Origin of the sequence: Perlucidibaca piscinae DSM 21586, assembly GCF_000420045.1 — a bacterium.
In the GTDB taxonomy this organism is placed as follows: Bacteria; Pseudomonadota; Gammaproteobacteria; order Pseudomonadales; family Moraxellaceae; genus Perlucidibaca; species Perlucidibaca piscinae.
On sequence record NZ_ATUE01000006.1, the window covers coordinates 174,279 to 200,020 of the forward strand.

At 60.8% G+C, this 25,742-nt stretch carries 31 protein-coding genes, 1 tRNA gene and 1 pseudogene; 13 read left to right on the forward strand and 20 right to left on the reverse strand.

Annotated elements, in window-relative coordinates; genetic code table 11:
• Nucleotides 1–2: 2 nt before the first annotated feature.
• The gene (locus F595_RS12795; protein ID WP_022955733.1) at nt 3–182 is read right to left on the reverse strand and encodes a PA1571 family protein; all 180 of its coding nucleotides are present in this window, start codon (nt 180–182) and stop codon (nt 3–5) included.
• Nucleotides 183–301: 119 nt separating this feature from the next.
• Between F595_RS12795 and F595_RS0104785 the strand changes: the two genes are divergently transcribed.
• Nucleotides 302–1,471, forward strand: coding sequence for an ATP-NAD kinase family protein (locus F595_RS0104785; RefSeq protein ID WP_051144635.1), 1,170 nt, complete (start codon nt 302–304; stop codon nt 1,469–1,471).
• Between the two features lie 15 nt (nt 1,472–1,486).
• Here the strand turns inward: F595_RS0104785 and F595_RS0104790 are convergent, their stop codons facing one another.
• A complete protein-coding gene (locus tag F595_RS0104790) occupies nt 1,487–3,991 on the reverse strand; it encodes an ABC transporter permease (protein WP_022955735.1) in 2,505 nt (834 codons plus the stop codon).
• A complete protein-coding gene (locus F595_RS12800) occupies nt 3,991–4,716 on the reverse strand; it encodes an ABC transporter ATP-binding protein (RefSeq protein ID WP_022955736.1) in 726 nt (241 codons plus the stop codon). Before F595_RS12800 ends, F595_RS0104790 begins: the two co-directional genes overlap by 1 nt.
• Between F595_RS12800 and F595_RS0104800 the strand changes: the two genes are divergently transcribed.
• Entirely contained in the window at nt 4,715–5,359 is a 645-nt protein-coding gene (locus F595_RS0104800; RefSeq protein WP_026913241.1) for an arylesterase, read from the forward strand. The genes F595_RS12800 and F595_RS0104800 overlap by 2 nt on opposite strands.
• Nucleotides 5,360–5,398: 39 nt before the next feature.
• Here the strand turns inward: F595_RS0104800 and htpX are convergent, their stop codons facing one another.
• Both htpX and F595_RS12805 read right to left on the reverse strand, forming a co-directional pair.
• Nucleotides 5,399–6,295 carry a protease HtpX gene (gene htpX, locus F595_RS0104805; RefSeq protein ID WP_022955738.1) on the reverse strand — a complete coding sequence of 299 codons (897 nt, stop codon included), beginning with the start codon at nt 6,293–6,295 and terminating at the stop codon, nt 5,399–5,401.
• 68 nt (nt 6,296–6,363) lie between these two features.
• Complete coding sequence (locus F595_RS12805; protein WP_022955739.1) at nt 6,364–7,614, reverse strand: pyridoxal phosphate-dependent aminotransferase; 1,251 nt, start codon at nt 7,612–7,614, stop codon at nt 6,364–6,366.
• Between the two features lie 139 nt (nt 7,615–7,753).
• Here F595_RS12805 and msrB point away from each other — a divergent pair, with 139 nt between their 5' ends.
• The 4 genes from msrB to F595_RS14830 all read left to right on the forward strand — a co-directional run bounded on the left by msrB (nt 7,754) and on the right by F595_RS14830 (nt 9,186).
• Nucleotides 7,754–8,170, forward strand: coding sequence for a peptide-methionine (R)-S-oxide reductase MsrB (gene msrB / locus F595_RS0104815; RefSeq protein WP_022955740.1), 417 nt, complete (start codon nt 7,754–7,756; stop codon nt 8,168–8,170).
• Nucleotides 8,171–8,214: 44 nt separating this feature from the next.
• Entirely contained in the window at nt 8,215–8,700 is a 486-nt protein-coding gene (locus tag F595_RS0104820; RefSeq protein ID WP_022955741.1) for a glutathione peroxidase, read from the forward strand.
• An 88-nt stretch (nt 8,701–8,788) separates the two neighbouring features.
• Nucleotides 8,789–8,864 (forward strand) — tRNA-Glu (locus F595_RS0104825).
• Nucleotides 8,865–8,991: 127 nt separating this feature from the next.
• Nucleotides 8,992–9,186, forward strand: a complete 195-nt coding sequence (locus F595_RS14830; protein ID WP_026913242.1) for a hypothetical protein — start codon at nt 8,992–8,994, stop codon at nt 9,184–9,186.
• A gap of 357 nt (nt 9,187–9,543) precedes the next feature.
• Here F595_RS14830 and F595_RS14975 read toward each other — a convergent pair.
• The 5 genes and pseudogenes from F595_RS14975 to F595_RS0104860 all read right to left on the reverse strand — a co-directional run.
• A pseudogene (locus tag F595_RS14975) lies at nt 9,544–10,365 on the reverse strand (recombinase family protein); the annotation flags it as partial.
• A 142-nt stretch (nt 10,366–10,507) separates the two neighbouring features.
• The gene (gene csrA / locus F595_RS12810) at nt 10,508–10,750 is read right to left on the reverse strand and encodes a carbon storage regulator CsrA (protein WP_022955742.1); all 243 of its coding nucleotides are present in this window, start codon (nt 10,748–10,750) and stop codon (nt 10,508–10,510) included.
• Between the two features lie 14 nt (nt 10,751–10,764).
• On the reverse strand, nt 10,765–13,437 hold the full coding sequence (locus F595_RS0104850) for a toprim domain-containing protein (RefSeq protein ID WP_022955743.1): 2,673 nt from the start codon (nt 13,435–13,437) through the stop codon (nt 10,765–10,767).
• Nucleotides 13,434–13,676: a hypothetical protein gene (locus F595_RS0104855; RefSeq protein ID WP_022955744.1), complete on the reverse strand. Its 243-nt coding sequence runs from the start codon at nt 13,674–13,676 to the stop codon at nt 13,434–13,436. The genes F595_RS0104850 and F595_RS0104855 overlap by 4 nt, the downstream gene beginning before the upstream one ends.
• Nucleotides 13,669–13,851 (reverse strand): hypothetical protein, encoded by a 183-nt coding sequence (locus tag F595_RS0104860; RefSeq protein ID WP_022955745.1) that lies wholly within the window; start codon nt 13,849–13,851, stop codon nt 13,669–13,671. The genes F595_RS0104855 and F595_RS0104860 overlap by 8 nt, the downstream gene beginning before the upstream one ends.
• A 368-nt stretch (nt 13,852–14,219) precedes the next feature.
• On the opposite strand from F595_RS0104860, the gene F595_RS0104865 reads away from it, so the two are divergent.
• On the forward strand, nt 14,220–14,522 hold the full coding sequence (locus tag F595_RS0104865) for a type II toxin-antitoxin system MqsR family toxin (protein ID WP_022955746.1): 303 nt from the start codon (nt 14,220–14,222) through the stop codon (nt 14,520–14,522).
• Nucleotide 14,523: 1 nt separating this feature from the next.
• Nucleotides 14,524–14,937 (forward strand): type II toxin-antitoxin system MqsA family antitoxin, encoded by a 414-nt coding sequence (locus F595_RS0104870; RefSeq protein WP_022955747.1) that lies wholly within the window; start codon nt 14,524–14,526, stop codon nt 14,935–14,937.
• 38 nt (nt 14,938–14,975) lie between these two features.
• Here F595_RS0104870 and F595_RS0104875 read toward each other — a convergent pair whose 3' ends face one another.
• Genes F595_RS0104875 through F595_RS14440 form a run of 4 tightly spaced genes read right to left on the reverse strand, consistent with a single transcriptional unit; the run spans nt 14,976 to nt 16,323 of the window.
• Nucleotides 14,976–15,362, reverse strand: a complete 387-nt coding sequence (locus F595_RS0104875; protein ID WP_169446955.1) for a hypothetical protein — start codon at nt 15,360–15,362, stop codon at nt 14,976–14,978.
• Nucleotides 15,316–15,630, reverse strand: coding sequence for an ogr/Delta-like zinc finger family protein (locus F595_RS0104880; protein ID WP_022955749.1), 315 nt, complete (start codon nt 15,628–15,630; stop codon nt 15,316–15,318). The genes F595_RS0104875 and F595_RS0104880 overlap by 47 nt, the downstream gene beginning before the upstream one ends.
• A complete protein-coding gene (locus tag F595_RS0104885; RefSeq protein WP_022955750.1) occupies nt 15,627–16,064 on the reverse strand; it encodes a phage regulatory CII family protein in 438 nt (145 codons plus the stop codon). The genes F595_RS0104880 and F595_RS0104885 overlap by 4 nt, the downstream gene beginning before the upstream one ends.
• Nucleotides 16,065–16,074: 10 nt before the next feature.
• Nucleotides 16,075–16,323, reverse strand: a complete 249-nt coding sequence (locus F595_RS14440) for a helix-turn-helix domain-containing protein (protein ID WP_022955751.1) — start codon at nt 16,321–16,323, stop codon at nt 16,075–16,077.
• 83 nt (nt 16,324–16,406) lie between these two features.
• On the opposite strand from F595_RS14440, the gene F595_RS0104890 reads away from it, so the two are divergent.
• The 5 genes from F595_RS0104890 (at nt 16,407) to F595_RS14445 (ending at nt 20,245) form a co-directional block, all read left to right on the forward strand.
• The gene (locus tag F595_RS0104890; RefSeq protein WP_022955752.1) at nt 16,407–16,802 is read left to right on the forward strand and encodes a helix-turn-helix domain-containing protein; all 396 of its coding nucleotides are present in this window, start codon (nt 16,407–16,409) and stop codon (nt 16,800–16,802) included.
• Nucleotides 16,803–16,806: 4 nt separating this feature from the next.
• Nucleotides 16,807–17,382 carry a hypothetical protein gene (locus tag F595_RS0104895; protein WP_156873797.1) on the forward strand — a complete coding sequence of 192 codons (576 nt, stop codon included), beginning with the start codon at nt 16,807–16,809 and terminating at the stop codon, nt 17,380–17,382.
• On the forward strand, nt 17,333–18,241 hold the full coding sequence (locus tag F595_RS14125; protein ID WP_156873798.1) for a BRCT domain-containing protein: 909 nt from the start codon (nt 17,333–17,335) through the stop codon (nt 18,239–18,241). Before F595_RS0104895 ends, F595_RS14125 begins: the two co-directional genes overlap by 50 nt.
• Before the next feature lie 244 nt (nt 18,242–18,485).
• Entirely contained in the window at nt 18,486–19,088 is a 603-nt protein-coding gene (locus tag F595_RS14625; RefSeq protein WP_169446957.1) for a hypothetical protein, read from the forward strand.
• Complete coding sequence (locus tag F595_RS14445; RefSeq protein ID WP_084682830.1) at nt 19,088–20,245, forward strand: DGQHR domain-containing protein; 1,158 nt, start codon at nt 19,088–19,090, stop codon at nt 20,243–20,245. Before F595_RS14625 ends, F595_RS14445 begins: the two co-directional genes overlap by 1 nt.
• On the opposite strand, the gene F595_RS14450 is transcribed toward F595_RS14445, so the two are convergent.
• The 6 genes from F595_RS14450 to F595_RS0104925 form a co-directional block, all read right to left on the reverse strand.
• A complete protein-coding gene (locus tag F595_RS14450; RefSeq protein ID WP_228126946.1) occupies nt 20,246–21,046 on the reverse strand; it encodes a DNA adenine methylase in 801 nt (266 codons plus the stop codon).
• Between the two features lie 77 nt (nt 21,047–21,123).
• Nucleotides 21,124–22,293, reverse strand: a complete 1,170-nt coding sequence (locus F595_RS12820) for a phage late control D family protein (RefSeq protein WP_211213137.1) — start codon at nt 22,291–22,293, stop codon at nt 21,124–21,126.
• 26 nt (nt 22,294–22,319) lie between these two features.
• On the reverse strand, nt 22,320–22,751 hold the full coding sequence (locus tag F595_RS0104910; protein ID WP_026913245.1) for a phage tail protein: 432 nt from the start codon (nt 22,749–22,751) through the stop codon (nt 22,320–22,322).
• A gap of 12 nt (nt 22,752–22,763) precedes the next feature.
• Nucleotides 22,764–25,238, reverse strand: a complete 2,475-nt coding sequence (locus F595_RS0104915; RefSeq protein ID WP_022955757.1) for a phage tail tape measure protein — start codon at nt 25,236–25,238, stop codon at nt 22,764–22,766.
• Nucleotides 25,231–25,350, reverse strand: coding sequence for a GpE family phage tail protein (locus F595_RS14455; RefSeq protein ID WP_084682881.1), 120 nt, complete (start codon nt 25,348–25,350; stop codon nt 25,231–25,233). The genes F595_RS0104915 and F595_RS14455 overlap by 8 nt, the downstream gene beginning before the upstream one ends.
• Nucleotides 25,351–25,358: 8 nt before the next feature.
• On the reverse strand, nt 25,359–25,706 hold the full coding sequence (locus F595_RS0104925) for a phage tail assembly protein (protein ID WP_022955759.1): 348 nt from the start codon (nt 25,704–25,706) through the stop codon (nt 25,359–25,361).
• Nucleotides 25,707–25,742 lie beyond the last annotated feature (36 nt).

The following is a 25,742-nucleotide window of genomic DNA, read 5'->3' on the forward strand; positions in this document are numbered from 1 at the left end:
GGTCAGGCGGCGTGGCGAACCGACGGGAACTGGCAGCGCTTGGCGAGATCATCACAGGCTTTCTGGATCATCTCTTCCGTGATGGCGATTTCATGGCCTTGATCGTCGAGCAGAATGGCAAACTGGAACGGATTGCCGATCACACGCTTCTCGTTCATGCTCTTCTCGGTCTGGATCATCATCGTCACGTCCTCTTGCCCTGCGGCGTTTTCATCGGTGGCTGCGTCGCCTTCCCTTGAGTTCAATATAGTCAGCACCCCGGCGTCTGTCCTGTGCTTTCCTCCGTAATGTGTAACCAACTATGAAATCATTTCAGGATGTTTCGGAGCGTCCGTTGCGGCTGGGTTTGCTGGTGAACCCCTATGCCGGTGCCGGCGGCCCGCTGGCGTTCAAGGGCAGTGACGAGCTGCCCGCAGCGCTGCGCGAGCAGCTGCAGGCGCAGGCGGCCGCCGGGCTGGCGCCGGCTCAGCAGCGGGTGCTGGACATGCTGTCTGTCCTGCAGCGTGGAGAGGCGTGCAGCCGGCGACCGCTGCACTGGCTCACGGTGGCGGGTGCGATGGGCGAGCACGTGCTGCGCCAGGCGAACATCGCTGCCGAGGTGCTGCCATTGTCGCTGCCCGAGCACACCTTGGCGGATGACAGCCGGCGTGCGGCCCGGGCACTGCAGGCAGCGGGTGTTGACCTGCTGCTGTTTGCCGGTGGCGACGGCACCGCGCGCGATGTCTGCGCGGCCATCGGCCTGCAGGTGCCGGTGCTGGGCATTCCGGCAGGCGTGAAGATGCATTCCGGGGTGTTTGCCATCAATCCCCAGGCCGCCGCCGCCGTGCTGCAGCTGCTGCGTGACGGCCAATGGGTCAGTGTCGAGGTGGCCGAGGTCCGTGACATCGACGAGTCAGGGCTGCAGCAGGGGCGGGTGCGCGCGCGCCATTATGGCGAGATGCGGGTGCCGGTGGAGCCGCGCTATCTGCAGCAGGTGAAGTGCTCAGGCCGCGAGGTCGAGGAGCTGGTGGTGGCGGAGATTGTCGCCGATGTGCTGGAACGTCTGCAGCCGGGTGTCCGCTATGCCCTCGGGCCGGGCACCACGACGGCAGCCGTGCTGGCGGCGCTGGGCCTGCCGGCGACCTTGATGGGCGTCGACGTGATTGCCGATGGCTGCCTGCTGGCTGCCGATGCCAGTGCCGATACCCTGCGCACCCTCGCCGATGAGGGCGAGATGCAGGTGCTGCTGTCGCCCACCGGCGGCCAGGGCAGCCTGATCGGCCGCGGCAACCAGCAGCTGAGACCGGATCTGCTGCGCCGCATCGGTCGTGCCGGCGTGCAGGTGCTGGCCACCCATGCCAAGCTCGATGAGCTGGCAGGACGACCGCTGCGCCTGGATACCGGCGATGCCGCGCTCGATGCCGAATGGTCAGGCTGGTGGGATATCGTTACCGGCTATCAGCAGCGCGTGCTCTACGCGGTCAGCGGCTGAGGCGGCAGCAGCCGATCATTCCCCGCGCAAGACGCGCGCTGGCGGTGTGGTCCAGATGCGGCGCATGCCCAGCCAGCCCGCGAGCATGGCCAGAACGGAACCTGCCAGCGGCGTCAGCAGCCAGAGCAGCGGGTCTGCCTGTGCCGGCATGTCCAGCACCTGTGTCTGCACAATGATCGCCACTGCGGTGGCGAGGCCGGCTGCCAGCATACCGGCCAGCAGGCCCAGCATGGCCAGTTCGGAGATCAGTCGCCGCGCCAGTTCGCGCTGGCTTGCGCCGAGGGCGCGCAGCAGGGCGGCTTCTTCGCGACGTTGATCCAGCGAGGCTGCCAGACAGGCAAGCAACACAAGCACCCCTGCCACCAGCACGAAGCTCAGCACGACACGGATGGCGAGCGAGACCTGTGCCAGCAAGCTGCGCACCTGCTGCATGAGGGCCTGGACATCAATCAGCACCAGTGCCGGAAAGTCATTTACCAGGGTGTTCAGCACCTGGCGCTGGTCATCCCTGACATGAAAGCCGGTCAGGTAGCTGGCCGGGAACCCGGCCAGCGCGGCAGGTGGAAAAACCATGTAGAAATTGGGCTGGAAGCTGTCCCAGTCAACCTCGCGCAGGCTGGTGACACGTGCCTGCACGTCACCTTCGGCCAGCGAAAAGCGAAGACGGTCGCCAAGCGAGAGACCAAGGCGTTCTGCCAGTCGTGACTCCACCGAGACCGGATGTATCGCCTGGCTGGCGATATCGTTTTCCCACCAGCGGCCGGCGATCAGACGATTGCCTGCCGGCAACCTGTCCGAGACGGTCAGATTGAGTTCCCGGTTGAGTGATTCCTCGCTGCTTCGTGCATCGTCGTCGGAAGATTCCTTGCTGATGCGGGTCTGCACGGGCTCGTCGTTGATGGCAACCAGGCGGCCGCGAATGACCGGATAGAGCGCCGGACGGGCAATGCCTGCGCCAGCCAGGGTGTCGAGCACGGCATCGCGCTCGTCGTCGGCAATGCCGAGGGCAAACTGGTTGGGCGCATCTGCCGGCAATCTGTTCTGCCAGCTGTCGAGCAGGCTGCTGCTGATGTGTGTCACCAGCAACATGGCTGCCATGCCCAGTGCCAGTGCCATGATCTGGGTGGTGGCCGCTGCCGGGTGGCGCCAGAGTTCGCGCAAGCCCTGCACGGCCGATGGCAGCGGGCGCTGCTGCCCGTGGCGGCGCAGCAGCGCGAGCAGGCCGCGCAGCAGCAGTGCCAGGAGCAGCGCCAGCAGACTCCCGGCAACCAGCACGCCGATGCTGAGCCGGGCGTTGCCGGTCTCGAGCCAGAGCAGCAATCCCAGTGCCGCCATGGCCAGCGCGGTGATCAGCCAGAGGCGCGGCGGCATGGGCAGCAGATCGCGCCGCAGCACGCGCAGCGGCGACACCTGGAGCAGATTGAGCAGGGCCGGCAGCGCGAAGCCGACCAGGGTCAGGCTGGCCGTGGCCATGCCGGTGAGCAGCGGCGCCTGCCAGGCGAACACCTGGCCGATATCAGGCAGCAGGCCTTGCAGCACCTGGAACAGCAGTGCCGAGGCCAGCGCACCCAGGCCACCACCCAGCAGCAGGGCCGCCAGCCAGATGACGAACAGCTGCATGCCGTAGAGGCGTTTGAGCTCCTGCCGTGAGGCGCCCAGACAGCGCATCAGCGCGACGGCGTCGGTCTGGCGGCGGACATGACGACCAGCGGCCAGCGCGACAGCCAGTCCCGACAGCACGACCGTGAGCATGGCGGCAAGGCTGAGGGTGTCGAGTGCCCGGCTCAGCGGCGTGCCGATCTCCGGGCGGCCACGCCGGATGTCGAGCAGACGTTCACCGATGGCCAGACGGTTGTCGAGGGCGCGCTGCTGCGCGGCAACAGCGGCACTGTCGCCGGCCATCAGCCAGCGATACTGCACGCGTGAGCCAGGCTGTATGACGCCGGCGCCGGGCACGTCGTCGAGGTGCATCAGGGCACGTGGCGCGAATGCGGCCACGTTGCCGGCACGGTCAGGCTCCTGCACCAGAATGGCCGTGACAACCAGGTCGAGCTCGCCGAGTCGCACGCGATCACCCGGACCGACGTCGAGAAGCTGCGCCAGACGATCATCCAGCCAGATTTCTCCCGGTTGCACGCGCGTGGCTGGCGACAGCGGGCTGCCGCCGCGCCTGGCCAGCAGCTCGCCACGTAGCGGATAGGCCGGTGCAACGGCTTTCACGGCGGCGAGCTGAAAGCGTTCGCCGTGCTGGACCATGCTGGAGAACTCGATCACCGCGGTGCCGAGCAGGCCGCGTTGCCGGCTGTCATCCATGACGTCCTGGCGCAACGGCCGGCTGCTGCTCAGAACCAGGTCAGCGGCCAGCAGGCTGGCCGCCTGGCGTTGCAGACCCTGGTCCAGACTGGCGGACAGGAAGCGCAGGCTGGTGGTGGCAGCAACTGCCAGCACCAGGGCGAAAAACAGCAGCCAGAGCTCGCCGTGGCGCAGATCACTGCGCAGCAGGCGCCAGGCCAGGCGCATCAGCCGGCCACCTGCGTGGCTGTTGACGTGGTGGCGGTGACGGCGTGGGGGGCAAGCAGATGGCCGCCATCCAGATGCAGCCGGCGCTGGCAGCGCGAGGCGAGGTTGTCGTCGTGCGTGACCAGCACCAGCGTGGTGCCGGCATCGGCATGGGTGTCGAAGAGCAGATCAATGATGCGGGCACCGGTTGCGCTGTCGAGGTTGCCGGTGGGCTCGTCAGCCAGCAGCAGTGCCGGAGCGCCGGCAAAGGCGCGCGCGATGGCCACGCGTTGCTGCTCGCCGCCGGAGAGCTGGCGCGGCGTGTGCTGTTCCCTGGCGGACAGGCCGACCCGGTTCAGCCAGTGCCGCGCCGCTTCACGGGCCGGGCGTCCTGCCAGCTCCAGCGGCAGCATGACGTTTTCCAGGGCCGTCAGGTGCGGCAGCAGCTGGAAGTTCTGGAACACGAAACCGACATGGCGGCGTCGCAGTGCGGCACGGCCATCCTCGTCCAGCGCGGTCAGTGCCTGACCGGCAAGCCGGATCTCACCGCGGGTTGGCAGGTCCAGACCGGCGAGCAGGCCGAGCAGGGTGGACTTGCCGGAGCCTGAGCTGCCGGTTATGGCCACGGTTTCTGCCGCGTTGATGGTGAAGCTGATGTCATGCAGTATCACCAGCGGCCCGTCGGCGGTGGTCACGGCATGGTGCAGGTGGCTGACATCCAGCAGGGGCGAGGAGTCGATGTTCATGGGATCCCGGATTCGAGGCCTGATGGCGGGCATGTGTCTGATGCTGTCGGCACTGCTGTCGATGCAGGCATCTGCAGCAACCATCCTGATCGTTGGCGATAGTATCAGTGCCGCTTACGGCATGGACATCCGACAGGGCTGGGTCAGTCTGCTGGAGCAGCGTCTGCAGCGCCAGTCCGCGACGCATCAGGTGATCAATGCCAGTGTCAGCGGCGAGACCACTTCCGGAGGGCTGCAGCGTCTGCCGCGCCTGCTCAGGCAGCATCGCCCGGATCTGGTGGTGCTGGAACTGGGTGGCAATGACGGCTTGCGCGGTCAGCCGCCTGCGCTGATGCAGCGCAACCTCGAGCGCATGGTGCGTCTGACGCAGGCAGGTGGTGGTCGCGTCATTGTCGCCGGCATGCGCATTCCGCCCAATTACGGGCGCGCCTACACCGATGCCTTTGCTGCCTTGTTTCCGGCTGTCGCGCGCTCGACCGGCAGTGCCCTGGTGCCGTTTCTGCTTGACGGTGTCGGTGGCAGACCCGAGTACATGCAGGCGGATGGCCTGCATCCGAATGTGCGCGCGCAAGCACTGATCCTGAAACAAGTCTGGCCGGTGCTGGAGCGTGAGCTGCGCCAGGTTGAGGCGCGCCGGAAATGAAAAAGCCCGCTGAAGCGGGCTTTTTCGTCAGGTCGCGGATCAGGCGATCTGCAGGCTCTGCAGATGCGCGATGCGCTTTTCCAGCGGCGGGTGCGACATGAACAGCTGGGCCAGCGTGAAGCCTTCGAGCTTGCCGGTGGTGATAGCCATGGCGGTCATCTCGGCCGGCATCTGGTCAGGCACTTCATGCTCGCGCTGCAGGGCGCGCAGGGCGCTGATCATGGCGGCACGACCGGCGAGTGCGGCACCAGCCTCGTCGGCACGGAATTCGCGGTGGCGCGAGAAAGCCATCACGATGGCCGAGGCCAGGATGCCGAGCACGATGTCCGCGATGATGCTGGTCACGTAGTAGGCGATGCCCGGGCCTTCCTCGTTCTTGAAGATCACGCGGTCGACGAAGTTGCCGATGATGCGCGAGAAGAACATCACGAAGGCGTTGACCACGCCCTGGATGAGGGCGAGGGTGACCATGTCACCGTTGGCGACGTGACCGACCTCGTGCGCGAGCACGGCACGCACTTCATCCTTGTTCATGCGCTGCAGCAGACCCGACGACACCGCGACGAGGGCGTCATTGCGGTTCCAGCCGGTGGCGAAGGCGTTGGACTGGTAGCTCGGGAAGATGCCGACTTCCGGCATCTTGATGCCGGCGCGCTGTGCCAGATCGGCGACGGTGTCGAGCAGCCAGCGTTCCTCGCCACTGCGCGGGTTCTCGATGAGCTGGACACCCATGGTGCGCTTGGCCATCCACTTCGACATCAGCAGCGAGATCAGCGAGCCGACCGAGCCGAAGACGAAGCACATGACCAGCAGGTTGCCCAGCTGCAAGGTATTGCCGGCGCCATGAGTCGAGCCGACCCCGAGCAGGCTGAGGACGATCCCGGCCACCAGCACGACGGCCAGGTTGGTGAGCAGGAACAACACGATGCGTAGCATGGGCTTTAGAACTCCATCAATGGATTGACGCTAGTAAAGTAGGGGCGACGAATGACGTTTTCAAGTCATCAATCGGCGTTTGCCGCTGCCAGCACCTCGGTGCCGTGACGCTGGCGCCAGCGCGCCAGGAAACGCGACAGCCGCGTGATGGCTTCCACCAGTTCCTCGCGATGGGGCAGGAAAACCACCCGGAAATGGTCCGGATGCGGCCAGTTGAAGCCCGTGCCCTGCACCAGCAGCACCTTTTCCTCCTGCAGGAACTCGAGAATGAACGCCTGGTCGTCGGTAACGGGATACACGGCAGGGTCCAGCTTCGGAAACAGGTAGAGTGCACCCATGGGCTTGACGCAGCTGACGCCGGGAATGTCGTTGAGCATCTTCCAGGCCAGCTCGCGCTGCTCGTAGAGACGGCCGCCAGGGCGGATCAGGTCGTTGATGCTCTGGTAGCCGCCGAGCGCGGTCTGGATCGCGAACTGGGCCTGCACGTTGGCGCACAGACGCATGGAGGCGAGCATGTCCAGACCTTCGATGTAGTCCTTTGCCGAGCCCTTGTTGCCACTGACCATGAGCCAGCCGGAGCGGAAGCCGGCGACGCGATAGCTCTTGGACAGGCCGTTGAAGGTGATGGTGAGCAGTTCGGGGGCAAGGGTGGCCAGACAGATGTGCTCGGCATCGTCGTAGAGAATCTTGTCGTAGATCTCGTCGGCGAACAGCACCAGGTTGTGCTTGCGTGCCAGCGCCACGATGCCGTCGAGGCTTTCGCGGGAGTACACGGCGCCGGTGGGGTTGTTCGGGTTGATGACCACGATGCCGCGCGTGTTCGGCGTGATCTTGCGTTCCATGTCGGCAAGGTCGGGCGCCCAGTTGCGCGCCTCGTCGCACAGGTAGTGCACGGCCGTGCCCCCGGCGAGGGTGACGGCGGCGGTCCACAGCGGGTAGTCCGGTGCCGGCACCAGGATCTCGTCACCGTTGTTGAGCAGGGCCTGCATGGCCATCACGATCAGCTCGGAGACGCCGTTGCCGATGTAGATGTCGCCGACATCCACACCCAGCAGGCCGCGGGTCTGGTAGTAGTGGACGATGGCCTTGCGCGCCGCGAACAGGCCCTTGGAATCGCAGTAGCCGACGGCGTTGGGCAGGTTGCTGATGACGTCGGACAGGATTTCCTGCGGCGCTTCGAAGCCGAACGGGGCCGGGTTGCCGATGTTGAGCTTGATGATGCGATGGCCCTGTTCCTCCATCGCGTTGGCCGCCTTCAGAACCGGTCCACGAATGTCGTAGCAGACGTCTTTCAATTTGGCGGATTTGGCAATGGACATGGCACGCTCTGTGAAGATGACAAGTTACTGCGCGTCAGAATGGCAGCCTTCTGATTGTAACGAATAAATGCGATGCTCTGTGGACTTTCCCTTGACCCGCTGCCGGGCAGATACTGAGCGCACACGGCAGGAGTTGATGATGACCAGCAAGCGACCCGATCGAGACACCAGTGACGCCGAGTGGCGCCAGCGTCTGGAGGCTGCCGAGTACCAGGTGATGCGGCAGAAGGGCACCGAGCGTCCGTTCACCGGCGAGTACTGGAACACCACCACGCCCGGCCGCTACGACTGCCGCGGCTGCGGCGAGCCGCTGTTCGATGCCGCGACCAAGTTCGACGCGGGCTGTGGCTGGCCCAGCTTCAACCAGCCGATACGTGACGGCGCGATAGACGAGCACCGTGACCTGAGTCATGGCATGATCCGTACCGAGATCGTCTGCCATCACTGCGGTGCCCATCTCGGGCATGTCTTTGATGACGGCCCGGCACCGACCGGGCTGCGTTACTGCCTCAACTCCCTGTCGTTGCGCCTGCGTCCGTCGTTGCCGGAAGCGTGAGCGGCGCCCGACATACATGAATAAAAACGAGGAGAATCAACAAAATGTCGTCAGTCTATGATTACACCGCGCGTACCATCCTGGGTGAGGAAATGGCGCTCGCGGACCTCAAGGGCCAGGTCCTGCTCATCGTCAACACTGCCAGCAAGTGCGGCTTCACGCCGCAATTCAAGGGCCTGGAAGCGCTTTACCAGAAGTACAAGGACCAGGGTCTGCAGGTGCTGGGCTTTCCCTGCAACCAGTTCCTGAACCAGGATCCGGGCAGTGACGAGGAGATCCAGAGCTTCTGCTCGATGGATTACGGCGTGACGTTTCCCATGTTCGGCAAGATCGAGGTCAACGGCCCCGGTGCGCACCCGCTGTTCCAGCATCTGGCAGCCGAGGCGCCCGGTCTGCTCGGCAGCAAGGCGATCAAGTGGAACTTCACCAAGTTCCTGGTCGGCCGCGATGGCAGGATCATCGACCGTTATGCGCCGACCACCAAGCCGGAAGACATCGCCCGTGACATCGAGAAGGCGCTGGCCGGCTGAGACAGCGCAGGCAGCGCCTTTCTTGACACCTCCGAAGGGCGCTGCCTACCATCCGTCGCGCCGGCGCCATGCCGTCGGCATCCGCACCGTCCCTATCGTCTAGCGGCCTAGGACATCGCCCTTTCATGGCGGAAACCGGGGTTCGAATCCCTGTGGGGACGCCACATTTACGCAGTCATTCGCGCGAATCCGGAAGTGCAGCTGCATTTCCAGGTTTGCCGGCGACAGCGTTACACGCTCAAGAAATGACTCGAGAAGCGGCTTCACCCGCTCGGTTGGGCTTACCGCTAGTTGCTCCGAGAAATCATCCAGCAGATCACGAATGCGTTCGCGACTGAGCTGCTTGCCGGCAAGCTGAATCTCGTCTTCCTGCCTCTGCTGTTCGATATCACCAATGAGCGCGCGGCGCTGACGCTCGAGCTCATTGATCTTGCGATACATCGGGGCGGGATCCTCAAGGGAGATGACGGCATCGACCGCGCGTGAGATCCGTCCATTCAGCATCGCCAGATCCCGTTGCAGGCCCTCGCGCCGACTGACGTCTATCGTTGCCTGTTGGCTGCTCTGGTAGAGAGCGTCGACAAAGTCACTGCTCTGCAGGCTCTCGGCCAGTTGCCCCAGCACGACCTGGTCGACTTCTTCCGCACGAATAACCCGACCGCGCTGTCCATTTACGCCAGGGAGGCGGTATGACGGTCCGCGTCGATCACGCATGCCATTCCATTGCCTGCCATCGGGTGCGTAGAGCAGCCCGGACATCAGGTAGCTGCTCATTCCGCGCTTGGCTTCGGAGATCCGCTTGCCCATGTCGCTGTTCTCGAGGCCAGCCATGATGGTCTCGGCTTCATCGCGAGTGATGATGGCCGGATGGGTGTTCTCGGTAATGACCCACTCGCTGCGCGGCCGCTTGCGGCCCTCAGGATGGCCGACTTCCCGATTCACGTTCCAGACCGTGCAGCCCGCATAGGTGAGCACGTTCCACTCGACGCCGACACATGAGCTGCTGGAGATCTGGAGGCCTGAGTTGCGCAATGCCATCGGGCGCGGGGTGCCGACTGCTCTGGCCTTGAGGTAGCGCGCGACAGCAGGCGCCTGTGGGCCCAGCTTGAGAACGCTTTTGGTCACCGGCTTGCCGTCGCGAATCAGTCCGGTGTCCTGTGGATCCAACTCGTAGCCGATCGGGGCGCGCCCACCGGCGCGGAAGCCTTTGCGCACGTTCTCGGCCATGCCGCCCAGACCCTTCTCGCGAGAGGCGTGGCTGTGCATCTCGTCCATCGCGCGCATCACCGAAAGCACAAGCATCTCGGTCACGGGATCCATTTCGGGGATCTTGGAGTAGATGATTTTCACGCCTTTCTTCTGGCAGTGGTGCGAGAAGGCGACCGCAATGTGCTGGCGTCTGGCCAGGCGGGATGTGTCGTAGATGAGCAGGTGATCCCAGGGGCGAAGAGGGTTTCCGATGGCAGCGCACAAGCTTTGGTAGCCAGGCCGCTGTTCGTCTTTGCCGGACTCGACCACGTCGCTGTATTCCGCAGTGATGGTCAGTCCACGCGCATCAGCCAGGCGTTCCAGCTCCCGGCGCTGGAAATCCAATGACACGTCCTTCTGGTCCTTGCTGGACCGAAGGTACAGGGCGGCTTTCAGTCGCATCGCGATTCCTGGCATCCAGTTCGGTCAGAAACGGTAGCACAAGCCGCGCCAAGGCGGGATCTGGGCGTCCTACCGGCGGAAGCACCCGGACCCGCTGGTTCTGGCTTCTGTCAGCCATGAAAAACGGCTCGCTGAACGCAAGGTCCAGGACGGCGCATCACGTGTTGACACGCTCATATGCCATTTCGTGCGAACAGGCATCGGCTTCACGCATGACTGCCTGTTCCATGTAGACCTGCTGGCCACGAATTCGCAGATAGACTTCCTCGCGGTGTACCGCCACGTCATCCGGTGCGACCACGCCAAGGCGTACCTCGTTGCCGCGAATGCCCAATACCACGACCTCGATGTCGTCACCGATGATCAGTCTTTGATTTTCTCGGCGGCTGAGAATCAGCATGCTTCTCTCCTTGCTCAGGTGTTTTTCTTGAAGATCCAGCACTTCACGGTGGCTGATCGGGTCAGGCCGCCAGAGGCGCGGATGGTGCTGTGGGTGGGTCGGTTGCTGTCGACAAATGGGTGGCGCCGCGAGCTCTTGAGCAGCTCGCGCAGCAGCGGCAGCTCGGCGATGGTCTGCTTGTGGAAAGCCGCCTGTTCGGCAAAGTCGTTGAGGTTGATGGCAATGACTGCGGGGTCGCTGGAGTGGTTCACGGCCGGGCGGTCGTCTGGCGCACGCTGCTCCAGGTAGTCGTAGACCTCCCAGAACTGGGTCACCAGCGGGTGGTCGGCATTGACTGCGCGCTGGCGCTCGAGCGCCATGAGGGTGAGGGTGCGTTGGGTTTCTTCAAGCTGCGCGGCACTGATGGGCACCAGCAGGGGCAGGCAGTCGAGCAGCGCCATCATCTGCGCGTGGTTCTTGATGATTCGCTCGATGCGGATGTCTCTCAGGCCTCGCAGAATGCCTTCGTGAACACGCACACGCTCGTTGAACCGCTCCAGAATCTTGGTTTCGCTGCGGACGGCCTTGATCAGGAAGTGGCTGACGGCATCGACAGACATCATGTTCAGGTTGTCAGCGGCGGCACGGCTCTCGCTGGTGACCACAGGCCGCTTGAAATGCAGCTTCACGATTCGGGTGAGAATGGCCTCGCTGGCATTCACGTCGGCGTTCTGACTGATGCAGATGGTGGCGCGAAACGGCGGCTCATAGGTGTCGTTGCCACCATTCTTGACGCCCCTCGTGCGCAACGTGCCTCCCCCGAAGAAGTCCTTCAGCTCATCCCAGTCGAAGGACTTGGCGTGGGCCTTGTCGGGGCTGTTGCGGTCGCCCTCGATGAGCACCACCGGCATGCCGGCTACCTGACCCATGGCACGCGAACGGCCCGCGATGGACGACTTGCTTGGGTCGAAGCCTTCGTATTCACGCCCGAACAGCTTCCAGAGAAAGGTCAGCAGCGTGGTCTTGCCGGCGCCGGCCTCGCCGGTGGCCTCCAGAAATGGAAAGCTCTTGTGGGCCGCGCGGATCTGCTCGCAGAACAGGGAGCCTGTCCAGAAGGACAGTGCGATCATGCCTTGGGTGCCGAAGCACTGCCAGAGCATGTCGAACCAGCGTTCGTTGTATTCGCTGGTGTCGATGCGCAGTGACAGCGGCACGCCTTTCATGAGCGTCTTGAGGCGCAGCTTGTCGAACTCGAAGAAGTCTTCGTCGTTGATCTGGCTGACCACGCCATCCTTCACGGCCACCTTGTCGAGGATCCAGCAGCGGTGCTCGCGGCTGTAGCCGATGTAGTCGATGGTCTCGACGCTCTTGATGTTGTAGGTCTGGTTCTTCATGAGGATGTCGAGCTGGTGCTGGCTGCCTGTCCACCAGGCGCCAGCCGCCTGGGCGAGCTTCTTCTTGAAGTCGCCGGCCGATGTGATCTGCGCCGGGGTGAAAGCCATCTTCATGTCCGGACCGCCATGCGGGAACGCGACGCGGATGTAGTACCAGGCCTCGTCGGTGACCTCGGCGCGCTGGTGGTAGAGCACTTCGGGGTAGCAGTTGGCGACCTCGTTGACGGCGCCGGCCTGCTGCAGCAGATAGGCCCGGCGCTCGTCGTCGGTCATGGCCTCGGCGCGCTCGCTGTCAGCCAGGCGGTCCTGGGCGTCGGCATAGCGCTTGTCGTCGAACTTGAACCAGAACAGGCGGTTGTCGAAGCCGAAGTAGAACTCGCGCTCTTCCTTGTGCCGATAGATGAGCAGGGCCTTGTCTCGGGCGCTCTCGGCAATCAGCAGCGCGCCCTGGTAGCGGCACTCGGCGAGGGTGTTGATGCCGAGCTGGTCACGCAGGTGCAGGTCATTCCAGTCCAGGCGCTTGCCAGCGCGGTCCTTGAGGGTGATGGTCGCCGCCTCGCAGACAAAGCCGAGGTCGCGCGCCCGCTTCACGAACTTGCGGGTGAAGCTGGTGCCGGCGCCATCGCCATCGAGGGCCCAGACCAGTTTCGGCAGGTCGCCGGTGCGCGCCTTCGCAAGTGCCTCGAGGGCGATGTCGGGGAAGTTGTTGCTGGACAGGGCAGCCACGGCCTGGACGTCGTGGTGGAGCAGGGCGAGAGCATCGAAGATGCCTTCGGTGATCCAGAGCTCCTTGACGCTGCTCAGGTCAACGGCGGCGGGTCGCCACCAGCTGCCCTTGTAGCTGTCGCCGGGCTTGAAGCGGGCCTTCATCTTGCCGAACCGGTGCGGGCGATCGATGAGGCGCTCCCACCAGCCGCCTTTCTCGAGCGGGAAGCGCACGGTGGCGGTGCCAGCCCGGGCGGCGTTGTCGAAATAGGCCTCCTGGATGAACTCGCCGGCGGTGATCTTGGGATCAAAGCCCCGGCAGAACTGCAGGTAGGCGGCGGCCGTGGCGGCCGGTTCCTGTTCGGTGGCGGCGTACTGGCTGGACCAGTCGTCGAAGAGGTCGCGGTAGACGTCCTTCACGGCCAGCTCGGCGCCGCACTTGTTGAGTCGGCCGCAACGCACGATCCAGGGCGACTCGGCGCTGACGTAGAGCTCTTTCTTCTTGCAACTGGGGCAGGTGCCCTCGCGCAGCCACCCGGCTGCCCGCGCCTTGAAGCCGTAGTCGGCCTCGAGGCGCGTGAGCACGCGCTCGCGCAAGTCGTGGTTCATGCGCGCCTCCGGAGCTCATCGGCAATGAGAGCCAGTTCCTGGGCACGTGCCTGCAGGGTTTGACCGAGCACGCTCATGAGGCTGCCCAGCTCTTCACCGCTGAGTTCTGGGGCGCGCACGGTGGCTGCGCGGTCGGCGAGCCGGCTGACCGCGATCAGGGCCTGGGCGAGTTCATGCAGGCGGAACTCGCAGGTGTCGAGGGCGTGCAGGGCCTGCTGAGCACGTGGGTGGTCAGTCATGCCGCACCGCCAGTCGGCGGGCAGCTGCCATGTGCGCGTTGTAGCGCGCCAGGCGAATGCTCGCGCGTTGCCGGCTGACCAGAAGGGCAGCGACAGCATGACGGCGGTGGTAAGCGGCGATGAGACGGGACAGCAGGGACGGTGCGGACGCACCTGGGGCGGTGTACTGGGCCATGATGGGCCTCCTGGAACTGGGTTGTGAAACCCACCACCAGAGTCCGCCAAGACTAGGGTGGCAGGCTGGACGGCGTTGGCGGACCGGGCTCCAGGACCGGCGCTCCCGAAGGAGCCACCGCCCAGCCCGCCATAACGACGCGCTGGAGCGTGCCCACAAAAAAAACCGCGAACGTCAAACGCTCTGCGGCTCTGTGAGCCTGGAACACCCGGGCCGCCAAGCCCGACTGCGGGATTTACCGCAGCACGAACAGTGTCGTCCCGGAGGTTTTGTACTGTCAACCCTGTGAGGCAGGGCTGAGCGAAATATTTATGGATTCCATAAACTTTAACTTGTGCTGAATTCATGGATTCCCTAAAGTGAGGGATATGGAAAAGCACACCGCCCACTATGCGTTGCACGAGCTCCAGGCGGTTGTTGCCAGGTGCGGCATCGATGTCTTCACTCGTACCGCGCAGGTCGGAGTAGATGCTCTGGGCCTTACAGCTGCTGAGGCAGTTGCCGTTGTGCTGAGTCTGAAGTCGTCCATGCTCTACAAGAGCATGACGACCCATGCCGATCACCGGGTGTGGCAGGACGTGTATCACGCGCCGTGCCCGAACGATCGCATGGCCTACATCAAGCTGACCTTGCGTGACGGCACGGTGGTCATCCAGTTCAAGGAGTTGTGACATGACACAGGAATGCACTTCCCGATTTTGCCTGCAGTGCGATGACGGCACTGAGCTGGCCCACGAAGCGCGTGACCTGAAAACGGTCATCGACGGTCTGCCCTTCACGGTGGCAGCGGTGTCTGGCTGGCACTGCCCGGTCTGTGGCGAAGTCGAATTCGATGCCGGTGAGGGTGCGCGATTCAGCGCTGCGCTGACCGAAGCACGCGGGCAGGTCACTGAGCGCAAGGCCCGGGTCATTCGCGAGATCCGCAGGCAGCTCAAGTTGACGCAGGCTGAGGCCGGCCTGATCTTCGGCGGCGGCGCGTCGGCATTCTCGGAGTATGAGCGTGGTCGTACGCAGCCGCACAAGTCGACCTGGGCGCTGATGCGGATTCTGGGCAAGCACCCTGAGCTGCTGAACGAGCTGCGCTGAGGGCTAGGCATAGTTGCCATTGAGGACATGACCTGCCCTCAGTTATGCGGTTGCGACAGATCGCCGCCGGCGGGCCACCAGGCCGCATCGTCGGGCAGGTCGCTGGTCAGGAAGACCTTGGTTTGGCCGGTGGCCGGGTGGTACAGAAAGAGGGCATTCGGCGTGGTGCGCAACGCATCAATTCGCCAGCCCAGCTCCTCACGCTCCACATCGGCAATGGCATGCACGGATGCAATGTCCGCCTGCCGGCGCGACACCTCGAAGCGTTCGATCAGATAGCGTGTGCAGCGGTCAACCAGCCGCATGCGATCACCGCGCAGGTGCTGGCAGTGGTGTTGGCGAAGCCAGTTCAGTGCGTGGCCTTGCAGTTCAGTCATGTCATGCCGCTCCTGCTGTGTGTTGAGGTTCTTGTTCTTCGATTTCATCGAGCAGGTCTGCTTGCCTGTCATCACCTTGCAGGCTGCGCATGGCGTCACGGCGCATGGCCGAGGGAGCCAGCGGCAGCTGGATTGCCGGGTTGGGCATGGCGGAAGGCGAGAGGGTGTGCGTGATCTCGAAGGCGGCCCGGTACGTGGCGCCACAGGCTTCGTTGGTGCACTGCAAATACGCTGTGCGAAGCAGGAGATGCTCCCCGAGGGAGCTTCGAATGCGCACCTTGGCGCGGCAGTGCGCGCAGATTAGGCCGTAGCTCATGCCATGGCCTCCAGGCGTGCCAACATGACCTGCATGCACTGGATGGTCCGGTACATGGCATCGCGAACGGCAGCGAGCTCCTGAGCATCAACACGACCATCGGCCAGGGTGTCATCGACAGCACGCCCTACATCGCCATGTGCCCGCCACAGGTGCGTGATCAGTTCCAGGACGGCGAGGTCGCTGGGCGGCACGTCCGAGTCGAGGCGATAGCAGACGTAGCCATGGTTGGCAGCCAGCGTGTGCAGGATGAGGTGGTTGTCCGTGATGCCCATGATGAGATCAGCATCGCTGAGCAGTGGCTTGTTGCTGGGATTGTTGGGGTTGGCCTTGTTCCTCAGCACGGCGCCGCTCATGCCCATGAGCGGGCCTAAGGCCTCGGTGCCACCTTTAAATGCATGTGCTGTGCGGTAAAACGCGAGTTGGACGTCCATTCAGCGAGCCTCAAGTTGAATGATGAAGTTGGCTGCAAACGGTCGTAGCCTGCTGACTCGGGGCTGGCTTGAGGCCAAGTGCTACAGCAACGCGATGCGCATCCCCTCTGCAGCACCGCCGGCGGCCAGAGAGGACTTCGTAGACGGTTGACGGCGAGACACCATGAGCCATTGCCCATGCGTGAACGGTAGTGCCGGTCTCGTAGAAGCGATTGCGGGCAGCCGCGAGGGCTTGCTCATTAAAGGTGGCGTCGGTCATAGTGCATTCATGTGTGCAATTGTGTGATCAGGGATGAGAATTACCCAAGGAATTGGGATTGTCAATGCTTGGGGTAATCATTTGTGGGATTTGGCGACCGACTGCGCGAAGAGCGATCGAGGCTTAATCGCACTCAAGCTGAGTTTGCGAGCCTTGGCGGCTGCTCCAAAAACACCCAGTTGAACTATGAGAAGGAAGAACGCACACCTGATCTGGCCTACCTGGCCGGTATTGGTGAAGCTGGCGCGGATGTCCTCTACATCGTGATGGGGGTGCGCAACACGAGCATGCTGGAGCAGTTTGAAGAGAAGCTCCTCACGCTGTATCGATCAGCTCCCGTCAGTCTCCAGGCAGCTGCGCTGGGTGCACTTGAGGCAGGTCTGAGTGCGGATCGGGGCGTGCTCATCAAGGGCGCAGTTTCTGGGCAGGTTGCTGGTGGCGACATCACCAACAGTGGTCCGGTGAGGTTCGGAAAATAACAAGATGGACCCGGTCATGGATGGCATGAAAATCGGTGGCGGAGTCTCCGGGCAGGTGGCAGGAAATGACATCCACAATCATGGCACGGTGGTGTTCGGGTCTTTACCTCAAAAGCCAGAGTCGCAGCTGCAGGAAGAGTTTGCATCACGAACAGGCGTGTGGTGCGCCAAGCCTGCGCGCGAGTGCTTCGAATGGCTGATGTCCGAGCATCACTTCGTGAAGACCGAGCTTGAGCCAGCCTGGCGGCATAGGATGATCATCTGGTCTGACGGGCGCCTGAAGTCCAACGCAACCACTCTCGATCGTTTTTTCGGTTGGTTCCTTGTGGTTGCGATGAGCGTACCTGCACTTCAAGCGCTGCTGCTCAGTGAAATCCCCATTTTTGTCTCTGTTCTCGCGCTCATACCGGTTGTGCTGGTTGGCGCCTGGATGGATCGCACGCTTTTTTTCCCGCACCGGGTGGCTCGCCGGGCTGTGGCTTTGATGGATGACTGGTTTTCCGACAACAACAACAACATGGACGGAAGGTATGACTCAGCAAAAGGATCTGCACGGCCAGCCAGTGGCCGGGTTTCGTAGCACCGCAAACCGCGAAAAAATGCTCAACACCCTGATGGGTATCTGTCAGGGCATCACGGCAGACCACACGCTCAATGATCGTGAGGTCTCCTACCTCAGTGTCTGGCTCAACGAGGCTGACGCTATTGTGTATGGCGATCCGGACGTCTTCGACATCGTGTGCCAGGTCAAAGACATCCTGGCTGACGGCTATGTATCGAGAGACGAGCTCGAAGACCTGCGCGACATGCTCGATGACATAGTGCGCCAGCGACCCATGTCGAGGTTCTCCGATGATGACGCCGTGCTTCACCGGCTGGGCGGCATGGCACATGGCCTCGTGGCTGACGATGCCTTGAATGACACAGAGATCCGGGTGCTGCACAGCTGGCTTGAACAGAATGCGCATATGCAGAGCACCTGGCCTTTCAGTCGCATCATTGAGCGTGTTCGTGCTGTGCTCCAGGACAACCATGTCTCGGAGTCTGAAAGGGCTGATCTGCTGACCGTCCTGAAGGATCTGAACGGATCTGCATTTGATGAGCAGGGCACGGTCGGTGGCATGTCCACTCGTCTCTACAGCGCGGACATGCCGCAAGAAATCGATCTCGTGTTCCCGCGCCGCTCATTCGTGCTGACAGGCAAGTTCGCCTATGGCCCCCGCGAGCGCTGCAGTCAGGAAATCATCATCCGCGGCGGGTCAGTCGCCGGCGCGGTCTCAAAGAAAGTCGACTACCTGGTGGTGGGCGCTCTGTCATCCAGGGACTGGATCAACGAGAGCTACGGAAACAAGATCCGCCGCGCCATTGAGCTGCGAGAGCAGGGGCATTCGATCGTGGTGGTGAACGAGGAAATGTGGGCCTGTGGGTTGGGGCATTGAAGCTAATTATAGAGTTCGGCTCAGCTATAAAAATAGAGAATATAGTTTTTATTGAAATTATTATTAACAATAACAGATGCTAAATATTCATGAAATGCATATTTTTTACAAGTAGTTTGGCTTCATGTTTTTTGAGGCAAAAAATTTCTCTGAAGGAGTAATTTTAATGATCATAATGCTGGTTGTGCTTAAGGCTTTTGGGAATTTTTACTGAATTTTGCATGCTTTTTATAGGCGATTAGTTATGGACAGGTTTATTAATAAGTATTTCTTGCCGGCAATCGAATTCCTTCCATTTTGCAAAGGGATTTCTCGTGTGCAAAAAAAGAACTTTCTCGATGCTGCAAGTGATGTTGCTATTACAGTCCTGTTGGCTACATTTCCATTATGGGCGGCTGCATTTTTTGCGGCAATGTCTAATGAAAAAGATATTGATAGTTTCGTTGCCGCTGTAGCTTCTGTCGGCAATATGCTATATGTTCAAATTAATGATGGAGCTCTTATACTCTACTCGGCATCATTGATTGCTCCGGTCTTGGTGATGGCGCTTGAGTTTAGGAAGGACAGCCAGATATTAAAGGTCCCTTCTCCAATGTCATATATTGTTTCTGTGTTTATGATTCAAACTGCTGCAACCATTTATTTTTCCAAAAAAGCCTCCAATGATTATATAAATATCGAATTTGCATATTATGTTTCTATTTCTATGTTTTTATTAACCATTATTATTCTTTATATTGTTAATTGTTTTAGATATTTTGAGGCAGGAATTGATCCCGGTAGTGAAATTGAGAGTAGTGCAAAAAAATTTCGTGACGGTTATAGCCGCCATCGCGGGGTGCAGTAATGAATGATGATTTGGTTGATGAGATGCATTTTGATCGTAAGTTAGAGGTGCGCTGCCTTAAGGTCACACAGCCTCTTGGGGATTTTTATATTGGAGTTATTGATTCTAAGGATTTAAGGGAGATCACTTTTTCAGATGTTAGGCGATTAGAAGGTGAGAGAGGATTTGAGACTTATCTTGGAATTCAGCGGCCGCTTAGTAAGGATCGAGTTCGAAAGATATCTGAGTATGTAAGAACTGTTGATGCGTGCTTTCCTACGGCCGTACTACTATCTGTTCAAGAGCGTTGTGCCGAGTTCGATGAGGAAAGAAGTATTCTAACTTTGCATGCATACAAAGCTCAGGTGGATGATGTTTATGAGAGTATTAATTATGAGGGAATTGCTAATGTTATTGACGGACAGCATAGAATAGCTGGCCTTGATGGCTATGCAAAAGGCGACTTTCAAATCAATGTATCAATATTTGTAGATATTGATGTGTCGTCGGAGGCTTATATATTTTCAACAGTCAATTTGGCGCAGACGAAGGTTAATAATAGTCTTGCTTATGATCTGTATGATTTAGCGACAAAAAGAAGCCCTCAGAAGTTATGTCATGAAATTGCGGTTGTCCTTGAGAAAGAACAAGACAGTCCGCTACATCGAAGAATAAAGAGACTAGGAACTGCGACTCCGCATAGCCTCCCAGGAAGTATTACTCAAGCAGCTTTTGTTCAGTCGCTCATGAAATATATTTCATCAGATCCAATGAGAGATCGTGATGCCTATATGAGAGGTAAAGTTCCTGCGCTTTCAGAGGGGAACTTGAACAAACTTATATTTAGGCAGTTTCTTATTAAAGAGCGCGATTTCGATCTTACTGATATAGTTTGGGATTATTTCTCGGCAGTAAGTAAAAGGTGGCCAGTAGCTTGGGAGTCATCTGAGCGAGGAGTCATGCTTTCAAAGACAAACGGCTTTTTTGCACTTATGCGTCTCTTGGGGGATATATATAGTGGCCTAGGACTTGATAAGCCATCTGAAGGTGATTTCAAAAGGGTTTTTGATAACTATCAAATTATCGATGATGAGTTTACGACGGCAAATTACAAACCAGGATCAAGTGGGGAGTCGGCACTTTACAGAAAGCTGAAAACAGAATTGAATCTTGGTTAGCTATTCCCAGCATTGTATAGCGAGTTCTTGGTACTTCCCCCGGAACTCGCTTTTTCCTGCAAGTACGTTGCTTCTTGAAAGTACATGTTGATTGTATCCCTCATAAAGTTCGCAAACTGATGCATGGTTTGCATTTAAAACTAAAACCTTTGCCCCCCTTTCGGTGGCACGGTCGACTGCATTTTTCAGTCGTATTTGGTCTTCCCATTTGAAGAGGGATTCATTGTATTTTATAAAGCCATTGTAGTTATGCTTCACTGTATATGGTGGATCAATAAAAACAAAGTCGCCATCTTGTGATTTATTTATTGACTCTTCGAAGTCGCAACACAAAATTTCTACTGAAGATAATAGATTGGAGACATGTGGAAAGCTGTCAATATCAATTAAGATATTTTTTTTTGTGCCAATTGGGACATTAAATTCGCCTTTTAAGTTGACGCGATAAAGTCCATTCCAGCATGTTCTGTTTAAGTATAGCGTTCTTGCTGCTTTTTCCATGCACCCGCTAGGCGATGATTTTCTAACTTCATAGTAGTGCTCAATGCTATGAAGATTTTGATGGATTTGTAGTAACTCTATAATTGGCTTCCAGTCCTTCTTAATTGAGGTGTAAACATTTATTATCTCTTTATTAATGTCTGAGATTATTGCATTTCTAGGCTTTAGATGAAAAAAAACGGCCCCACCTCCAAAAAATGGCTCTATGTAATTGTTGAATTTTTCGGGGAAAAGCCAACTTGCTTGAGCTGTAAGCCATCGTTTCCCACCGGCCCATTTAATTATTGGCTGAGCTTCCACATTTTTCTCGATTGGCGATGTTTGCTGGCGCCTAGCTTAGTGACACTGTCGATTTAAGTCGATGGCCAATCTCGCTCTCAAGTCTGCTGCGCTTGTCGAAGCGCTGCGTTTGCTCGTGTCTTGGCAATGGCTCTGTTGGTGTAGAGCGGCGAGAGGGTTTGCACGTTTCCTTCCTTTCCAGCTAGAACTAGTGACCGCTTACCGGTCTTACTGTCTATCCATCGAGCACGCACTCCCGACAACTGGCTGTCGTTGCTGTGACTGGACTCGGCTGAGAACACTTCAGCCTCAACTTTTGTGGTGAAGCCGCTGTCCGTGATGCTGTGCACCAGCTTCACGGCAATCCAAGCTTGTCCGTCGATCTCTGGTTTCCAGCCGCTCACGATCAGAGGAGTCTCGGGATACAGCTCAGGCCGACCTACGGCCAAATCCAGTGTGAAGGTGGCTGCAGCACGCTGGATCCTGCCCATCTCGGCAACGGCCGCCGTCATGGCATCCTGTTCGGTAGCATAGGTGTGGCGCAGGGTTTTCAGATTTTCTTCATCGCCGGCAATAACCTCGCGCTTGCGGCCGGTGCTGGCCTCCAGCCAGTAGGCCATGACCCCGGTGTAGGCATCGCGGTCGCTGGAGCCGTACTCGTGCTCGTCGCCATCGGCGCGTGTGATGATCGCCGGCGAGATCTCTCGTCCGGACACCGTGGCAGCCTGCCCGCTGGGAAACACCACCAGGCGGTCCGCCTTGATGCTGGCGATGGCGCCGTGGTCCTTGCAGAGCCGGGTGAGCAGGTTGACGTCGCTTTCGCTGGTCTGGTCCAGGTGCTTGATGACGATGCTTGCCAGTCGCGCGGTCAATGCCACCTTCAAGCCGTTGGTGGCCGCGATGGACTTCACGATGGCGCCGAGGGTGGTGTTGTGCCAGCTGCGCTCCCGCTTCACCCGCAATCCGGCGCAAAGGTTCGCGCTGCGGGCGCGGATGGTGAGCTGGTCAGGTGCGCCGCTATGGCGCACCTCGTCGACGGTGAACGTGCCCTTGTCGACCAGCGGCGAGCCCTGCCAGCCAATGGCCAGCTGCAGCTTGACGCCCTTGGACGGCATGGCCAGCTTGCCGTCGCTGTCGGAGATGGTCAGATCAAGCTGATCGGCCTCGAGGCCGCGATTGTCGGTCAAGGTGAGGCTGATCAGCCGACCCTGAACACGTGCGCTGATGTCCTCGCCGGCCAGGCTGATCTGGTAGGCCGGCTTGGGCACGTGCTGGGGGTTGATGGTCCAGAGGTTCATCGCAGCAGGTTCAGGCCAATGTTGAGCAGGCTGCCCAGCAGGTCCACGCGGTCGTCATCTACGCGCTTGAGCTGCAAGGAGAACTCGACGCGGCGCGGGTGGCCGTCCGGGAAGAAGACCGTCTTGGTCTCCTCGAGCTCTTCAATGACGAACAGGCCGTAGATGCGGCCGGTACCCTCGATCAGCGGCCAGGCCTCGCCGCGCTCAGCCATGAGGCGCAGGGTGTCCATGGAGATCATGCCGCTCGCCAGCTCGGTGGTGTACCAGCCAGAGAGGGTGATCTTGTCATCGCCCGGGCCCAGGTACTGGTTGGCCGGCCGCAAGCCGATGCGGTTCTGGGATGCGTGTCGGTAGCTGGTCTGGCGTCTGAAGTCCTGGTAGGCCAGTGACGACAGGCTGAACACGAACATCCCGAGGGTCATCATCATCGACTGCATGCATTACTCCAGATCGCGCAGAGCAGAGCGCACCGTGGCTGCCTTGTCTTGGGCGAACTTGCGCATGGCGCGCTCGACAGCCTGCCCGATCTGCCGGGGATCTCCGCCTGTGACCTGAATGGTCAGGTGGATCTGGTCGCCCTGGACCACCACGCTGCCAGCCGACCGCTGCACGGACATGGCTGGCCGGTTGTCGATGGGGACGCCAGCCAGCGCCGGCATGGTCATGCCCAGCGCCATGCCGGCGCCGGCGGTCTTGAGCTGGCCGGTGATACGGTTGATCTGCCCAAGCACGCCACCGGTGCCACCCTGCAGGCCGATCTGCAGGCCTGCCATGGTGTGGCCGCCCAGCTCGGCGAACACGCGGCTGGGGGAGTGAATTCCCAGGCGCTCCTTGAACCAGCCGACTGCGCCAGTTCCGACGCTGGTGATGGTGGCCTTGAGACTGGCCAGCTTGCTGTTGATGCCGCCGATCAGGCCATCCAGCATCTGCGAACCCATGGTGCGGAATCGCTCCGGCAGGCCAGTGAACCAGTTCAGGAACTCCTGGCCTTTGGCCTTCAGGTAGTCCCAGTTCTTGTAGATCGCGTAGACCGCGATTGCGATGGCCGTTAGCGCCAACCCGACAGGGTTGAACAGCATGATCCGGAAGAGACCGCTCAGTGCGATACCAGCCAGCCCGATGCCCTTGCTCAGCAGCGTCATGGCGCCGAAGCCTTGGATGCCCAGCAGGGACATGCCTAAACGCATGATGGCGAAGGGGCCGATAATCGCGGCCAGCGCCAGCGTCAGCCCGCCCATGACCACCATGATGGCGCTGATCACGGCCAGTCCCTTGAGCAGGGTGGCTGTCAGCACCGGATTGGCCTTGGTCCAGGTGTCCACGCGCTCCAGCACGTTGTCCAGGGTGTCGAGCAGGCCCATGAGTGGTCCCTTCAGCAGCCCGCCCTGAGTGCCGGAGGTGTTGAAGAGCCGGTTCTGGGTCATCTGCCAGCGGGCGGACACGGTCTGGTTGCGGGCATCGGCCTCGCGTTGCATGGAACCCTTGGCTTGGGCCGCGTTGACCAGCTCGAGCTGGCGCCGGTACTCGGCCAGGTTTCCCGATAGCTTCGCGGCATCGTCGCCGAACTCGTCACCGAAGAGCATCGTGGCCGCGGACAGGCGCTTTTCCCGACTCAGCGCCTGGATGGCCGTGAGCACATTGATGATGGTGTCGGTGGGATTCTGGGCCATGCCTTTCTGGATGGCGGCCGGGTTCATGCCCAGCATGTCCATGCCGGTCATGAAGCGCTTGCTCTGGTTCTCCGCGATGGACAGCTCACGGATCATCGCGTTGGTGGCCGTGGCCGCTACCTCGGCGCTGCTGCCCAGGCTCAGGAAGGTGCTGCCCAGCGCGGCCGTGGTGCGGTAGTCCATGCCGGCGGTCGTGGCCACGCCGGCAACACGCTGCAGCACATCGATGATGTCGCCACCCTTGGAGAGCGCCTGGTCGTCGAGGTAGTTGATGACGTCGCCGAGATCCCGGATGTTCTTGATCGGGATTTTGTAGAGTGCTGCAATGCGGCCCATGTTTTCGCCCAGCTCGTCCTCGGGCAGGTCGAAGGCCGAGGCCATGATGGCGGCGGTCTCGGCGAAGTTGAGCAGGTTCGCCACGCCCTGGATGTTCATGCGCGCGCCGCCCTCGACCAGGGCGGCCAGCCCGGTGGCGGCAATCGGCAGGTGCTTGGATAGTTCCTGGATGCCGGCGGCGAGCTGGAAGTAGGTCGGCGTCAGCTTGCCATTGGCATCGCGGGCTCCCTGCACTTGGCGCGCCACGCCGAGCATGGCGTCCTCGAAGGTCGAGTAGTCCTTGATGAACTTCACCACTGGCACCAGCCCGGCCGTGCCGCCGGCGGTCAGGCCGGCACCGGTCGCGGCCGCGTTGCCGGCCCACCCCATGGCGTTGTCGTAGGCCTTGCGTGCAGCGGCCAGCCTCTTGTGCTTGGCAGCCAGGGTGGCCAGCTGGGCCTCCTGCTTCTTCATGGCGGCATTGGCGGCCTCGACGCTGGCCTTGAGCTCCTTCTCGAAGCCGCGCAGGCGGTTGGTGGCGATGCCGGCTTCGTCGAGCGCACGTCTGTTGTCGGCGAGCTGCTTCACCTGGCGGGTCTGCTTCAAGCGAAGGTTGTCGGCGGCGCTGGCCAGGCGCTTGAGCTTCGTGGCCTGTGCCTCGGTCGGCGGGCCGCTGGCCGCCACCTCTAGGCTGTAGAGCTTGTACTGGTGCCGGGCCTTCTGCAGGTCGTTCAGAGTCTGGTTGAGCGCTGCCTGGCGCTGCCGGAAGCCGTCGATCTTCGCCTGCTGCTTGTCGAGATCGCGCAGTTGCCGGCGGGTCGCCTGCAATGCGGCAGAGGTCTGGGCGCTGCCGCGCTGGATCTTCTTGAGGGGGGCGGTGACCGTCTCGATCGCATCGAGCAGTACCTGCAGCTTCAGTCTGTCAGTCATCGTCCTGTCCGCAGCGCTTGCGGGCGTCTTCACGCCAGCCCATCAGTTCAGCGAGATCCATGTCATCCATGGTGGACGGCGGCCAGTGGAATACAGCAGCGATGTCCGCCATGGCGTCATTCACGCGCCGAGGGACGCTTCCTGCCGCGCGTCCTTCGGCAGCAAAAAATCGCTCACCTTCGCGCCCAGCTGCAGGAGGTCGGCCGGATCCAGCTCCAACACGTCCTGGGCGGTGAGTGCCGGCGTGGTGATACGAGGTAGCAGCACGCGCAGGGCGTCGACGTCCATGCGCAGCACGTCGACCAGCTGCAGGCCGCGCAGGGCGCCGGCCTTGGGCTTGCGGACCTCGATCTCGGTGATCAGGAGAGTGCCGCGCTGCAGCGGCTCGTCGAGGGTGACCAGGTTGGGGTTCTTCATGGATTCGGTCTGCGCCTGCTGATCAGCCGGCATGTGGTTCTGCTCGCTCATGAGGCGCTCCAGAAAGTGTCAGGGGAGCCGCCGGCG

Excerpts from the sequence above, each read along its gene's own strand:
- F595_RS0104850 (WP_022955743.1), bottom strand. The coding sequence starts at position 13,437 with ATGAACCACGACTTGCGCGAGCGCGTGCTCACGCGCCTCGAGGCCGAC.
- csrA (WP_022955742.1), bottom strand. The coding sequence starts at position 10,750 with ATGCTGATTCTCAGCCGCCGAGAAAATCAAAGACTGATCATCGGTGAC.
- F595_RS0104910 (WP_026913245.1), bottom strand. The coding sequence starts at position 22,751 with ATGATGATGACCCTCGGGATGTTCGTGTTCAGCCTGTCGTCACTGGCC.
- F595_RS12795 (WP_022955733.1), bottom strand. The coding sequence starts at position 182 with ATGATGATCCAGACCGAGAAGAGCATGAACGAGAAGCGTGTGATCGGC.
- F595_RS12800 (WP_022955736.1), bottom strand. The coding sequence starts at position 4,716 with ATGAACATCGACTCCTCGCCCCTGCTGGATGTCAGCCACCTGCACCAT.
- F595_RS12805 (WP_022955739.1), bottom strand. The coding sequence starts at position 7,614 with ATGTCCATTGCCAAATCCGCCAAATTGAAAGACGTCTGCTACGACATT.
- F595_RS0104855 (WP_022955744.1), bottom strand. The coding sequence starts at position 13,676 with ATGACTGACCACCCACGTGCTCAGCAGGCCCTGCACGCCCTCGACACC.
- F595_RS0104785 (WP_051144635.1), top strand. The coding sequence starts at position 302 with ATGAAATCATTTCAGGATGTTTCGGAGCGTCCGTTGCGGCTGGGTTTG.
- F595_RS0104875 (WP_169446955.1), bottom strand. The coding sequence starts at position 15,362 with ATGAAATCGAAGAACAAGAACCTCAACACACAGCAGGAGCGGCATGAC.
- F595_RS0104870 (WP_022955747.1), top strand. The coding sequence starts at position 14,524 with ATGACACAGGAATGCACTTCCCGATTTTGCCTGCAGTGCGATGACGGC.
- F595_RS14625 (WP_169446957.1), top strand. The coding sequence starts at position 18,486 with ATGGACAGGTTTATTAATAAGTATTTCTTGCCGGCAATCGAATTCCTT.
- F595_RS0104860 (WP_022955745.1), bottom strand. The coding sequence starts at position 13,851 with ATGGCCCAGTACACCGCCCCAGGTGCGTCCGCACCGTCCCTGCTGTCC.
- msrB (WP_022955740.1), top strand. The coding sequence starts at position 7,754 with ATGACCAGCAAGCGACCCGATCGAGACACCAGTGACGCCGAGTGGCGC.
- F595_RS0104880 (WP_022955749.1), bottom strand. The coding sequence starts at position 15,630 with ATGAGCTACGGCCTAATCTGCGCGCACTGCCGCGCCAAGGTGCGCATT.
- F595_RS14440 (WP_022955751.1), bottom strand. The coding sequence starts at position 16,323 with ATGACCGACGCCACCTTTAATGAGCAAGCCCTCGCGGCTGCCCGCAAT.
- F595_RS14455 (WP_084682881.1), bottom strand. The coding sequence starts at position 25,350 with ATGGCGGACATCGCTGCTGTATTCCACTGGCCGCCGTCCACCATGGAT.
- F595_RS14445 (WP_084682830.1), top strand. The coding sequence starts at position 19,088 with ATGAATGATGATTTGGTTGATGAGATGCATTTTGATCGTAAGTTAGAG.
- htpX (WP_022955738.1), bottom strand. The coding sequence starts at position 6,295 with ATGCTACGCATCGTGTTGTTCCTGCTCACCAACCTGGCCGTCGTGCTG.
- F595_RS0104820 (WP_022955741.1), top strand. The coding sequence starts at position 8,215 with ATGTCGTCAGTCTATGATTACACCGCGCGTACCATCCTGGGTGAGGAA.
- F595_RS0104800 (WP_026913241.1), top strand. The coding sequence starts at position 4,715 with ATGGGATCCCGGATTCGAGGCCTGATGGCGGGCATGTGTCTGATGCTG.
- F595_RS0104790 (WP_022955735.1), bottom strand. The coding sequence starts at position 3,991 with ATGCGCCTGGCCTGGCGCCTGCTGCGCAGTGATCTGCGCCACGGCGAG.
- F595_RS0104865 (WP_022955746.1), top strand. The coding sequence starts at position 14,220 with ATGGAAAAGCACACCGCCCACTATGCGTTGCACGAGCTCCAGGCGGTT.
- F595_RS14125 (WP_156873798.1), top strand. The coding sequence starts at position 17,333 with ATGACTCAGCAAAAGGATCTGCACGGCCAGCCAGTGGCCGGGTTTCGT.
- F595_RS0104895 (WP_156873797.1), top strand. The coding sequence starts at position 16,807 with ATGGACCCGGTCATGGATGGCATGAAAATCGGTGGCGGAGTCTCCGGG.
- F595_RS0104885 (WP_022955750.1), bottom strand. The coding sequence starts at position 16,064 with ATGGACGTCCAACTCGCGTTTTACCGCACAGCACATGCATTTAAAGGT.
- F595_RS0104915 (WP_022955757.1), bottom strand. The coding sequence starts at position 25,238 with ATGACTGACAGACTGAAGCTGCAGGTACTGCTCGATGCGATCGAGACG.
- F595_RS0104925 (WP_022955759.1), bottom strand. The coding sequence starts at position 25,706 with ATGAGCGAGCAGAACCACATGCCGGCTGATCAGCAGGCGCAGACCGAA.